This window comes from Ureibacillus endophyticus (assembly GCF_024159215.1).
Taxonomy (GTDB): domain Bacteria; phylum Bacillota; class Bacilli; order Bacillales_A; family Planococcaceae; genus Ureibacillus; species Ureibacillus endophyticus.
Genome location: NZ_JAMYWW010000001.1, coordinates 2,780,824 through 2,793,838 on the forward strand (window position 1 = coordinate 2,780,824; position 13,015 = coordinate 2,793,838).

12 protein-coding genes are annotated in these 13,015 nt (G+C 34.8%); 2 read left to right on the forward strand and 10 right to left on the reverse strand.

What is annotated here, in order from left to right; genetic code table 11:
- Window positions 1-25 precede the first annotated feature (25 nt).
- The 10 genes from NKR20_RS13740 to NKR20_RS13785 form a co-directional block, all read right to left on the reverse strand.
- On the reverse strand, window positions 26-1,207 hold the full coding sequence (locus NKR20_RS13740) for a SpoIIE family protein phosphatase (protein WP_253427050.1): 1,182 nt from the start codon (window positions 1,205-1,207) through the stop codon (window positions 26-28).
- Window positions 1,200-1,544 carry an STAS domain-containing protein gene (locus tag NKR20_RS13745; protein ID WP_253427051.1) on the reverse strand — a complete coding sequence of 115 codons (345 nt, stop codon included), beginning with the start codon at window positions 1,542-1,544 and terminating at the stop codon, window positions 1,200-1,202. The genes NKR20_RS13740 and NKR20_RS13745 overlap by 8 nt, the downstream gene beginning before the upstream one ends.
- A 329-nt stretch (window positions 1,545-1,873) precedes the next feature.
- Window positions 1,874-3,463: a methyl-accepting chemotaxis protein gene (locus tag NKR20_RS13750; protein WP_121214456.1), complete on the reverse strand. Its 1,590-nt coding sequence runs from the start codon at window positions 3,461-3,463 to the stop codon at window positions 1,874-1,876.
- The gene (locus tag NKR20_RS13755) at window positions 3,460-6,048 is read right to left on the reverse strand and encodes a chemotaxis protein CheA (protein ID WP_253427052.1); all 2,589 of its coding nucleotides are present in this window, start codon (window positions 6,046-6,048) and stop codon (window positions 3,460-3,462) included. The genes NKR20_RS13750 and NKR20_RS13755 overlap by 4 nt, the downstream gene beginning before the upstream one ends.
- Window positions 6,049-6,052: 4 nt before the next feature.
- On the reverse strand, window positions 6,053-6,514 hold the full coding sequence (locus tag NKR20_RS13760; protein ID WP_121214454.1) for a chemotaxis protein CheW: 462 nt from the start codon (window positions 6,512-6,514) through the stop codon (window positions 6,053-6,055).
- A gap of 286 nt (window positions 6,515-6,800) precedes the next feature.
- Window positions 6,801-7,853: a site-2 protease family protein gene (locus NKR20_RS13765; protein WP_253427053.1), complete on the reverse strand. Its 1,053-nt coding sequence runs from the start codon at window positions 7,851-7,853 to the stop codon at window positions 6,801-6,803.
- Between the two features lie 337 nt (window positions 7,854-8,190).
- The gene (locus NKR20_RS13770) at window positions 8,191-8,613 is read right to left on the reverse strand and encodes a VOC family protein (protein ID WP_253427054.1); all 423 of its coding nucleotides are present in this window, start codon (window positions 8,611-8,613) and stop codon (window positions 8,191-8,193) included.
- A gap of 17 nt (window positions 8,614-8,630) precedes the next feature.
- The gene (locus tag NKR20_RS13775) at window positions 8,631-9,065 is read right to left on the reverse strand and encodes a DinB family protein (protein ID WP_121214451.1); all 435 of its coding nucleotides are present in this window, start codon (window positions 9,063-9,065) and stop codon (window positions 8,631-8,633) included.
- Between the two features lie 17 nt (window positions 9,066-9,082).
- Window positions 9,083-9,739: a response regulator transcription factor gene (locus NKR20_RS13780; RefSeq protein WP_121214450.1), complete on the reverse strand. Its 657-nt coding sequence runs from the start codon at window positions 9,737-9,739 to the stop codon at window positions 9,083-9,085.
- A complete protein-coding gene (locus tag NKR20_RS13785; protein WP_253427055.1) occupies window positions 9,732-10,922 on the reverse strand; it encodes a sensor histidine kinase in 1,191 nt (396 codons plus the stop codon). Before NKR20_RS13785 ends, NKR20_RS13780 begins: the two co-directional genes overlap by 8 nt.
- 176 nt (window positions 10,923-11,098) lie before the next feature.
- Between NKR20_RS13785 and NKR20_RS13790 the strand changes: the two genes are divergently transcribed.
- Both NKR20_RS13790 and NKR20_RS13795 read left to right on the forward strand, forming a co-directional pair.
- On the forward strand, window positions 11,099-11,914 hold the full coding sequence (locus NKR20_RS13790; protein ID WP_253427056.1) for a CPBP family intramembrane glutamic endopeptidase: 816 nt from the start codon (window positions 11,099-11,101) through the stop codon (window positions 11,912-11,914).
- 173 nt (window positions 11,915-12,087) lie between these two features.
- Window positions 12,088-12,627: a ribonuclease FAU-1 family protein gene (locus NKR20_RS13795; RefSeq protein WP_253427057.1), complete on the forward strand. Its 540-nt coding sequence runs from the start codon at window positions 12,088-12,090 to the stop codon at window positions 12,625-12,627.
- Window positions 12,628-13,015 lie beyond the last annotated feature (388 nt).

The window sequence follows — 13,015 nt, forward strand, 5'->3', positions numbered from 1 at the left end:
TTGTTTTGAACAGCTTTTATAGACTCTACAACTTTGCGATTAACATCGTAACATCATCATAAAATGAAGGAGTATTAAGATCCTTACATTGTTGCTCAATGACAAGGGACAACATTTTACTCAAGTCATTTGTTCGATGCTTTAACAAATTGCCTTTTAATTTATCAATATTTTTTCGAATTTGATTTTCTTCACTTTCGATGAGTCCATCTGTATAAAAAACCATCCATGTTTGCTCATTTTCATATGTATAAAACCCTGTTTCAACTTCTATTTCTGCTAACATCCCTAAAGGAACCGTACCATCAGCAAGCTCTCTAATAGAACCGTTAGCACATAGAAGTAAGGCAGGCGGATGACCAGCTGAAGCAAATTGAATCGTATGCGTATTAGTATCGATCATTGCATAGACACATGTTAGATAATAATTTTTCATTTGTAACGATTCTTTATCTTGAAATAAAGTATAGACATGTTTGTTTAATTCTTTTAAAACAATTTCAGGCTCTACACATTTATTTACGATTCCGCGCAATAACGAACGTACACTCATACAAACAAGGGCTGATGCTACACCATGTCCCATAACATCCAGCATAATCACACCATAACGATGGGAATCGATTTGATACCAAGCATATGTATCGCCACCTAAAATATCTGATGGGAGATAAATTCCCTCTATATGAAAGGAATCGTTTTGAATCGGATGAGAAAGTGCGCTTTTTTGCACTTCTTTCGCTAATAATAAATCATCTTTTAATCGTTGTTCCGCTTTTTTTCGTGCTGTAATGTCCGTAATAACAGCAGCATAATAAAGGGGTTGACCGTGATCATCATTTATTTTTGTAATGGTAGTCTGTTGGAGAAATAACTCCCCATCTTCTTTTTTATTCCAAATTTCACCCATCCATTTCCCATTTTGCTCGATGGATTCCCACATCTTTCGGTAAAATGCTTCATCATGTTTGCCAGATTGAAAAATGCCTGGTGTTTTTCCAATCACTTCTTCACCAAAACCTGTAATCATGGAAAATGCAGGGTTAATAAAGCGAATAATTCCCTTTGTATCAGTAATAAACACGCCTTCTAACATATTTTGAAAAAGGCGGTCTGCTACAAGAAGTCGGCCTTCTTTATTTCGTTCTGCTTCATCAGATGAAAAAAATTGATGTTCGATAATAATATCATCAAGTTCTTTAGTCATGAGCAATCGCCTGGAAATATTCAATTGCTTCTTCTTCGACTTCGAATAATTTCATAAAGCTAGAAAACTTCACAATTGAAAAGATTTCTTTAATCGAGTCTTCCATATTTGAAATGACTAATTCTTTATTATTGCGTTTTGATTGTACAACGCTTTCGGCAATAATGCCTAAACCCGCACTGTTAATGTAGGTTGTTTCGGCTAAATTTAAAATTAGGTTTTGAGAATCTTGGTTTAAAAGATTGTTCATATCTTGACGAAACAATTCTATATTTTTTAAAGTAATATTTTCCTTCCATTCAAGTACTTGAATGGCGTCATTTACTGTTTTTAACACTTCTAAACCTCCTTTATTGTAATAAATCATTTAGAGATGTCCCCTTTTTGAAACTCACACATAAGTAATAGATTTTTACTAAATTATATTATTGATTTCCGTTCCAGGTGGACGCTTTCCGCGGGCGTGGCTTGAGCCTCCTCGTCGTTCGTCCCTCACTCCTGCGGGGTCTCAAGTCTCACGCTTATCCCGCAGGAAGCTTTGCTCTGTAGCGAAAGGCGAATGCCGTCAGCTACACTCGCCACCTTCCACTACAATCAATATTCTAAAAAATTACTAGTAATTTATGTGAAGATTACTTATTAGACATCTCATAAATGATATTTTATTTATTTAATTTTAAATTGTGCTGTTAGTTGGTTTAATGCTTCGGCCATTTCAGCTAGTGTTTCGGCTGTTGCTGCTGTTTCTTCAAGGCCAGCACTAATTTCTTCAGTTACTGCGGCAATGCTCGTTACAGCTTGTTGAACTTCTTCTGCTTGAGCCGTTTGTTGTTCATTAGCTGCTGCAATTTCTGTCACTTTAGCAGAAGAATCTCCTACTAGTTGTAAGATATCATTAAATGTACTTTCGACTTTTTCTGCTTTTTCACTACCCACTTCAACCGTGTGCACAGATTCTTTTGTATTTTCTTGAATAATATTAACTAGCTCTGAAATTTCCTTTGTTGCTTTCGAGCTACGTTCTGCTAATTTGCGTACTTCATCTGCTACAACCGCAAATCCTTTTCCAGCTTCTCCAGCTCGTGCTGCTTCAATTGCAGCATTCAATGCAAGTAAATTTGTTTGTTCTGCAATATCGTCAATTACTTCAACAATTTCACCAATTTGCTCAGACTTATTCGATAACTCATAAATGCTATCACGAATTGCTCTCATACCTTGGATTGCGTCATTGATGACGATGCCACCTTGTTTCGCTTCAGTCATTGTATTTTCTGCTAATTCTGCAGCCTGTTCAGCATTTTGTGCCACATCTTCCACAACGTTTGTCATTTCTCTCATCATTGCAGCAGAAGCACCCGCATCATGAGATTGTTGTTGGCTACCAGAAGCAATTTCTTCTGTACTTGCAGAAATTTGTTGAGAACATGCTGCTAATTCATTCGCTGAGTGTATTACTTTTTCCATTGCAGTACGTGTTGCTTCAGTCAATTGGTTAAATGAAGAGACCATTTTTCCAATTTCATCATTCGACTCATAGTTGACACGAACCGTTAAGTCGCCTTTTTCTGCTTCTTTCATCACATCCACTACATCTTTTAGTGGGTTTACAATTGCTTTCGAGATTACTGTACTTAATACGATGAAAATAATACTAGCTAGCACCATAACAGTAATCATCACTGTTCTTGCAAAATTTTTCTCGCTAATTGTTAATTCTAATGTTTCATCTGCACGATCTGATAAATATTCTGCAACATCTTGTAACGTTGTATTTAAAGTTGCAAGAGGTGTTTCTAAATTAGCTTTGTAATAAGCAAAGGCATCTTCACTTGTCCCTGTTTCTACAATTTTGTATAACTGTTCACGTTTTGTACCGATTTCTGTAATAGCATCGCCAATCGTTCCAATACGTTCTTTTTCATAATCCGTTAACTTTACTTCTTTGTACATCGCAAAATATTCTTGGATATGTTGAGCACGTTCCTTCACTTGATTAATTAAGTTAGCTCTTTCCATTTCATCTTTTGTTAATATAATTTCTTTTACAAGCGCTTCGTTTGCACGGCTTTGTGCACGAATATCATTCAACCATTTGATTGGTAGTAATTCATTTTCATATATGTCAGTCGTTTGGTCAGACATTTTTTCCATATAGAACATGCCAAATATGCCTACAATTAATAGGAAAACGATGGTTAAACCACTTAACATTTTTAACTTATTGGAGATTTTTATATTATTGAGCCAAGTCATCTTACTGCCTCCTGTTCAGAATTGATTTTCTGATTTAATTGAAGTAACGTATCAATTTCAATGATTCGATTGATATTTAATAGAATCATCAGGCGATCATCGAAATGGTACATGCCTTGAATATATTCTTGTTCAACTAAACTTTCGTAATTTGGTGCTTCTTCCATCTTGTTCTCATCGACCTTTAATACTTGTGTTACTCGGTCAACTAATAATCCAAGTAACTCGTTATTAATTTCGACGATGATAATTCGCGACTTTCTTGTGAGTGGTTGTATTGGTAGCCCAAGTCGTTTTCGTAAGTCCATCACTGAAATAAGCTTTCCTCTAAAATTACTCATACCAATAATGGAATACGGCGAATTAATAATTGGTGAAATCGAAGGTACCGTAATGATATCTTTTACTTTGTCGATTTCAATGCCGTACTCTTCTTCACCTAAATAGAATGAAGTCACACCAATTACTTTTTCATGTTGATTCGTAGCTAGACTTTGATTGTACGGAATGGAATCTTTTACGCCTTCCTCAAGGACAATCGAAGCAACATCAAGTATTAAAGCTACTTTCCCATCGCCCATAATCGTTGCACCAGCAATATATTTTGGTGAGCCCATATATTTGCCAAGGGGTTTGATAACGATCTCTTGATTTCCAAGGGTTTGATCAATTACAAGTCCAATTCGTTTTTCTGCTAATCCGACAATTACTACTAAAAGTCGTTTGCTTTTATTGATTTGATCTTCTGAAGCATTAAAACGTTTATGTAATCGTACTAATGGAAGTACTTGATCTCGAACGATTCCTACTTCTTGGTTTTGAATTGTTTTAATTTCATGTTTTCCTAGTCTTATAATCTCTTGAACGTTTACAAGTGGAACGGCGAATTGTTTATCACCCAATTTCACAAGCAACGAACGGATAATGGCCAACGTTAACGGCAATTTAATGGTGAATGTTGTTCCTTCACCTTGTTTTGTTTCAATATCAATAAGCCCATTTAGCTTTTCGATATGGGTACGCACAATATCCATTCCCACACCACGACCAGAGATTTCAGTTACCTTTGCTGCTGTTGATACGCCCGATTTAAAAATAAGGAATAGAATATCCTTTTCAGACATTCGTTCCGCTTCAGCCGGTGTAATCTGTTGTTTTTTGATGGCGGATTGTTTTAACTTTTCCGTATCAATCCCATTACCATCATCGGAAATTGTAATGACAATATGATTTTCTTTATGAGCAGCTTTTAAAATCACGGTACCTTGTGGAGATTTCCCCTTCTTCTCACGTTCTGCAGGAGTTTCAATTCCATGGTCCAGTGCATTTCGTAAAAGATGAATGATTGGATCGCCAATCTCATCGATTAAGTTGCGATCTAATTCGGTTTCTTTACCTTCAATAATAAAATTAACTTCCTTCCCTGCTGTTTGAGCAAGGTCACGAACCATACGAGGGAAACGATTAAACAACTGTTCAATCGGCAACATTCTCGTTTTCATCATTCCTTCATGTAGTTCGCTGACAATTTGTCCTAGCTGATTGTCTACTTCATGGAAGTCTTCTATTATCGATTCATTTGGATAACGTTCTGATAAGCGATTTCCAACATCTTTTAGGCGGGTTTGACTAATCACTAATTCCCCTACAAGATTAAGTAAATATTCTAAACGCTCTACATCAACCCGTACTGTTTGTTGTACTTTTAGTTTTGCATCTTTTTTAGGTGCAGGTGGTGGAGCTTGAGGTGGCTTTTGCTCAACAATGCCTACCTTTTTCCCTTTTGTAAAACTCTCTAAGTTTTCAGGCTTGATTTCACTTAAGTGAACACTCTTAATATCTGAAATACTATTAATTGTGGACAGTACTTCGTGATTTTTGGAATCGGTTACAACTATGTATACTAAACTGCCTTCAAACTTTTCTTCATCCTCAATCACTTCTGTTGACGGGAACGATGCAAGGATTTCCCCAATTTCTTTTAAATTATTATTAATTAAAAAGGCACGGACAGATTTCAACATTGCATTTGGATTTAATGCGACATAAACCGCAATAACGTTCATCTTCATTTCAAATGCTTTTTCTACCATATCCTTTTGGTATTCATCAAAAATAACTTCCGGGAAAATAATCTCATCGGATGATTTCTTTTCTTCTTGTTTCACATCCGTTTTTGCTGTTGGCTCACCCACAGTGGCACTATTTTTACACGCTTCTAACTTTTCAATCAGCTGTGAAACATCTACAGAATCAACAGTGCCTTCTAAAATCGCTTCTTTAAATAATTTGATTGTATCGATTGAATCAAAAATAAGATTAATAATTTGGGTATTTACTTTTAATTGTTGATTTCGGATTGCATCAAACACATTTTCTACTTTATGGGTTAACTCTTTCATCGTAGTCATTCCCATTGCAGCAGAAGACCCTTTTAATGTGTGAGCAGCACGGAAGATTTTTTGGATTGTTTCTTGGTTTTCACCATCTTGCTCTAATACTAGGACTTCCTCTTCCAAGATTTGAAGCTGTTCATCTACTTCATCTAAAAAGGCACCTAGATAGACGGACATATCCATCTCCATGGTTTTATCCCTCCTTTACCTCCTCAGGATAGAGCACTTTTTGTAAATTCAATATGCCAACTAATTGGTCATTTACTTTTGCAAATCCTTTGAAGCAATCTTTTTCGATAGTGTTAAACATTTCTAATGGCGGTTCCAACTGTTCGTCTTCAATATGAGTGACCATTAATACTTCATCTACAATTAGACCTATGCCTTCATCCTCATTTCGAATAATGATAATACGTGTTTTTTTGTTGAATGGTACTATAGGTAATTTATAGCGCATACGCAACTGAACAACCGGTATAATACTACCTCTTAAATTAATCACACCATTAATGTAATCCCGATCGTTTACAACTTCTGTAATGGGCTGAATCCGAATAATTTCTACAACTTCCTTTATTGAAAGGGCACATAATTGTTTCTCTATCGCAAACACGACATATTGACCAAAGAGTTGGTCTTTATCGAACTCCTTCATACACATCCCCTCAACTAGTTAAACTTTAGTACTACTTATTACAAATACATAATATCGCACAAAAATTGGATAATAAATATACCTTTTATCATTTCTAAACTATTGTCACATTTCTTTCTTCCTGACACGAATATAAGTAAAAAGAACTATTAAATTTTTCTTGCAATCTATACATTTAAAGTAACAAATATCCAATTGTGAAAGATTTTTTGCAGTAAACATGGAAAGAATATAAATTTATATGATGGAGATTCATCGAGGATTTATTAAAAAAAACGCCTACAGTTCATGTAAGCGTCATTAATTTCGATTTTAATAATTGAGTTAGTTGTTCTTCTGCAGCGTAGAATCCAAAAAGATGTTTGCCCTTCTTGATTTCTTTTTCGACTTCACCTATTTTTTGCAACACTAACTTATCATTTCCTTCTAATTTAGCAAGTATCGCTTGGCTTCTTTTATAACTAAACGGATCAATTGGACTTAATTGTTGATGTAAATGATGGATTGTTGCTTTATCAAAATTTCCTCCTACAATAAGATCGACCTGTTTGATTTGATTAATAAATTGTAAAGCCATTTTATTTTCCTTCGTAACAGGTATTTGCTTAAAGGGTTCAAGTAATCTAGAAGCATTTTCATAGTCTTCTTGAATAAGTGTGTAGTAAAAAAGAATATAACATACCATCACATTATCCACAGTTGGTTGCATTGTTTTGGCTCGCTCTATTAAATCAATTGACCACTTTGTTGGATGAATTGGCGAGTTCATTTCTTTGAACAATAATAAAGAAATTAAAAACTCTTCCTGCTCTTTCCCCTTTTTCGATAACTCAAGTAACACTCGTCCATCCGATTTTAGCGTTCCTTTATAAGGCAAAATCGTTACGATAAAAATAAACAAATTAAATATTCCAAAATATGTAACCCAGTTTATATTCAATAAACTCCCTGCTATTAAACTAATGATTGCTGCAATAAAAGAAAAGATAGGTCCACCCGCAGCAAACCGTTTATGTTGTTTCGCAATCGTTGTTAAATCGTTGGATAAAGGGGAACAATTCGCTATCCCACCTACTAAAAACCAACTATTGTTAATTTTTAATCGTAAACGTTCCATCTTTTCGATTGTTATAGGACCAACTGTTAAGTAATTAAATCGATAGCCAGACCATATCCCAAATAACGCATGTCCTAGCTCATGAATGAACAATGTAAAAAATAAAAGGCAGAACGCCAATCCAAAATAATTTACCGTCTCTGCAAAGTTTGTAAAGTTAAATAATCCTATTAATAAAGCTATTAAAATCGTAATCCCCAAAGGAGATGTTAGTTTATTCATTAATTTATCCCCCAATTTAATCAATACAGCGAAGGGAAAAAGTAAAAGAGGTTGGGACAAAACTAAAAAGACACCATTTTTTCTAACTTGAAAAATGGCGTTTATTTTTGTTATGAAGGACGTTGATTTCCATTCCGTGTGGACGCTTTCCGCGGGCATGGCCTCAACTAATTTTCGCCGTCTATGGCCGGCAAAAATGGATTTTCGGCTCATGCGATTCCCGCAGGAGTCAGCCACACTCCATTTCAATCAACTTTTCTAAAAAGCAGATTTTCATCACTAATATTTCTAAATAAATATGAAAAACCATTTTTTGTTCCAAACTCTTTTCCTCAAGTTATTCCGTTATTCCCCAAGCTGGATTCCACACGACTTCCCACAGATGGCCGTCTGGGTCTTGGAAATAGCCTGAATATCCGCCCCAGAACGTCTCATGTCCGCGCACTGTAATCGTGGCACCAGCCTTCTCTGCCTGCTCTAATACGCTATCAACTTCTTCTTTACTTCCTACATTATGACCGATTGTAAATTCAGTAGGGCTTTTTGGTGTCACATACAGTCCCGTGTCATGTGCAATATCTGCCCGTTTCCAAAGGGCGAGTTTTACTCCTGATTGAAGATCAAAAAAGGCAACAGCACCATGCTCAAATTCCTGCCCGATGATTCCTTCTGTTTGTAGTCCAAGCCCATCTCGATAAAATGCTACCGACTTTTCTAAATCATCTACACCTAAAGTTAGTACGGAAATACGTGGTTTCATGTAAGAACCTCCAATAATTATCTCACAAATGTAATATAGTCAACATTCACTGGTTCAAATCCACTTATGCGAAGTCGAGTGTTAATTTGCCCTCGATGATACTGACCATGTAAAGCAACATGGGTTAAAACATCGCGTACTGAATTTTTGAACTCGATACCTTTACTATTTTTGTAGGAAATAATACTATCACGGTCTGCACTTTGAAGAAATTTCGTAATGGTTTTTTGATTTTCTTTTATTAATTCCGCGCAACTGTCTAAATCAATATCCGACCAAATCGGCAAATGTGAACTATCCAACCCTTGTAATCTAGTAAACCAAACTTTTTCAGCAAATAATATATGGGAAAACAAACGAATCGCTTCTTCATTTTCGCTACTTTTCAATGCTTCTAGAATACGTTCATTTGCCCAATGTAAATGGTCATACATCCTTTGAATTGTCTTCATTTGATCCACCCCAGTATTTATTTTTCTTTAATAATACTTTCTTCAATGGCTTTCGTTATTGCTGCTGAACGATTTTTCACATTCAACTTGGAATAAATATTAGAAATATAATTTTTAACAGTACCTAATGATAAAAACATTCTTTCTGAAATCGCCTTATTGGAGAGCCCTTGTGCTAAATATTTTAAAACCTTTAATTCTTGTTGACTAAGTTCATAAGGATTCGAACTAACCGTTGAATCCTGTTCTACCGGACTACTATGGATGGATTGGAACACCTCTTTCGCAAGCTCCTGTGGAATTAATGAACCGCCATGATACACCATCTTAATGCCATCCACTAAAAACTGCGGATCAACCGCTTTTAAAATATATCCTTCAGCCCCCGCATTTAATGCATTCATTACATAAGTAATATCTTGGAAAGTGGTTAAGATGATCACTTTGGTTTCTGGCATTTGGGTCTTAATGATTTCTGTAGCTTTTACTCCATCCATGACCGGCATTTGAATATCCATTAATACAATGTCTGGTTTTTCACGTTCACAAAGTTGAATCGCTTCTTCTCCATTTGAAGCCATTCCGATAATACGAATTTCCGACATGCTTTCCAAAACGATTTTCAAACTTTTTCTTATTAATTCTTGGTCTTCAACGATGATTGTCTTAATCATTCAACATGACTTCCTTTGCTAGAGGGATTGAACAGCGTAGTTCTGTACCTTCATTCGGTTTTGAATTAATGTTCACCATACCATTTAATGCAGTCATTCGGTCCTTCATTCCTTGTAAACCAAACCCTAGACTGATAGATTCAAAACCGATTCCATTATCTTTTATTTCCATTAATAGAGACTCTTCTTTAAAATATAACCTTACGTTGATTTGAGTTGCCCTCCCATGTTTAATGGCATTCGTTAACCCTTCTTGTAAACAGCGAGTATAGGCAAACTTAATTCTTTCTCCGATTTCTCTTTCATTACCTTCAATTTTAAAATCTACAGTTGTCCCCGTATGTTTCATAAACTCTGTTACTACTTCTTGGAAAGTTTGAGATAAGGGTAAGTGACTTTCGGTTGGTGAGATTTGATGAATTGTTTTTCGTACATCATTCAAACCATTTCTTGCAAGGTCGGCTATTTCTTTTATATGTTCCTCAGCTACTTGCTGGTTTGCTCTCATGACAAACGGCAAAGCATCTAAACTGGTGATAACGGAAGTGAAAATATGCCCCACTGTATCATGAAGGTCTTGTGACACCCGATTTCTTTCTTCCATAATCGTCAGCTCTTCTATTCTCCTAGAATATTGTTCTAACGCTTTATTTTTTTCTTGAATCGATTGTATTAACTCTTTATTTTTGTTGTTAATAACTGTAATTCGTCCTAGACTGAACCCAATCATATAAAAAAGTGCGGTATTGATAAATGCTGAAATAAAATGCTCGGTGAATTGATCGCCCAACGCTGTTCCAGTCAAAAAGACCATAACACTCGTAATCATCCCAATCCATAGATAGGGACGAACTTGGCAAACGTAGCCAATCATAATGAGAGGCAAATATAAGAAATCATAGACGCCCGCCATTTGAAATTGAATCATCATATAAAAAAACATACTCGCCGTAATAAGGGTTTCTGCTATGTAAAAGCTTATAAGTTTCATGTATTTTGGGCGATAAAATAGCAATGGAACTAAATAAATCGCCATAAACCAAAGAAAGATTAGCCATTTATTTTGATAATTGGCCGTGTTTTCGATTACATAACTGGCATTATAGTAAATCCATAACGTTCGCATGAAAAATAAAAACGTATCTAACCAATTCCAGTTTCTCTTATCTAAAGCAACCTGCATTCTTTCACTTCTTTCAAATAATCTATCTTCAATCTACACAAAAAAAGTCATATGTTAAAGTGACTTTTGGAAAAAAATACATAAAAATATGACTTCCCTTTATCCTGACGGCACTTATTACTCTGACTTTTCATCTTTAAACTGAGAACTAACAAATGGATAAAGGATGGATGAAAATGAAAGTTGGTTTAATGCGTATACTGAGCATTTGTGTCGTTAATTTTTTATTGAATTACTTGTTGCTTTTTCCCCTCGATTTATTTCAATATATTACAACCCCGGATTTAAAAATGTTTTCCTTAGTCGGCATCATCGTGAGCGGTACCACTGCACTTGCAACTGTACTATTTTATAAATTGGTAGATGGTAAACAAATTCGTTCACTTGGCTTCCAATTTAAAAGAAACGATTTGTTATTTTCAATTTGTTCGATTGTATGTACAGTATTCATTGTCTTTATCGTGAGCATGGTGGCATCTAATTTAGGGGTTGTATCAGCAAAGTGGAATATGGGAGTATTTATTGAACCGAGTTTTTATCTTTTATTGTTCATGGTATTTGCGTCTTGGTTTGTTGCTGCATTTTATGAGGAAGTATTGTTTCGAGGATATTTTGTGGCAAACTTAAAATTCCTTTCCAAGAAGAAGTTGTACTTCATGACGAGTTTTCTCTTTATGATTTTCCACATTTTCAAAGGGTTAGATCCAATTAGTATTGTGGTGCTAATGTTGATGAGTTGTGTATTTTTGAATGTTTATTTAAAAAGCGGTTCGTTGCTTCCGTGTATTTTCGCTCATTTAATTTATAACTTCTCGACATCCCACCTTGTCGGAAGTAGTGATATTGCAATTTTGAAATTTGACGGGGATATCGGTTTGTTGAATTTGATTGTGATTGGGTTATTTATGATTACGACTCTTGTTTTAACGAAGGTTTTCTATGGAAAAAAAGAGACGTCTATTATTGTGAATAGTGAGAGAGTATTATCGTAGCTTCCAATTTTCATTGGGAGCTTTTTTTCATAAATAAAATGCCCTCTTACTATGTAAGATTAAATACAAGTCTTTCCTAGAAAAGTTATTGGATATATATGTTAAGACTGAGATAATTCTTTAAATGATAAAATGATAGGCATAATAGATATCTTTGAAAGGAACGGTTAGATTTGATTAATTTAAATAGTAAATGGAAGGAAATTACCGAGAGAAAAATAAGGTATGATTCTAAAATTGTAGAATATAAATGTAGATTATTAAGTTCTCAAAATCACTGTATCGTTTTGTTCCATCTTATAAAAGAACCTTTTACAATGAAGGTTAACGATTTACATATAACAATTCCATTAGGGAGTTATACAATTGCTTATTATTGGTTAGATCGTCCATATAATTTATATTTTTGGAGAGATAAGGAGGGAAATTATTTAGCTTCGTATTTTAACATTGTAAAGAACACAAAATTTCTAGAGAGTATAGTCTCATTTGAAGATTTAATTATTGATGTACTAGTACTACCAAATGGAGAGTATTTTATTTTGGATGAAGACGAATTGCCTGTAGAATTAGAAGAGTTTGAAAATGGATTAGCTAAACGTGCATTAGAAACATTACTAAATTCAATTGATGATGTACTGTCACAAACTGTTGCAGAATCTCAAAGTATTTATAACCATAAAAGATTTATTCCACTTTTAGAAAAGGGATAAAAAGCCTTTTTATTTTAAGTTTAATGATATTCTAAAATTAGGCGCTATTCTTGAATAAGGATGCGCCCTTTATTTTCGGGCTCTTTTATTGAAAAAAATTAGCTTGACATGAAGGACGTTGATTTCCATTCCGTGTGGACGCTTTCCGCGGGCATGGCCTCAACTACACTCAGCCACACTCCATTCCAATCAACTTTTTTCTAAACAGCGTATAATCATTACTAATATTTCTAAATAAATTTGAAAAGCAACTTTTGTCCCGAACTTTTTAATTCGATAATAAAAAGTAAGATTTTCACCAATTTGTAAGGAAAAAGCAGTGAGAGTAGGTAGATGTACACTAGTGATTATTTCCCTATCAAACATTATGGAAATAATACTGTAAATC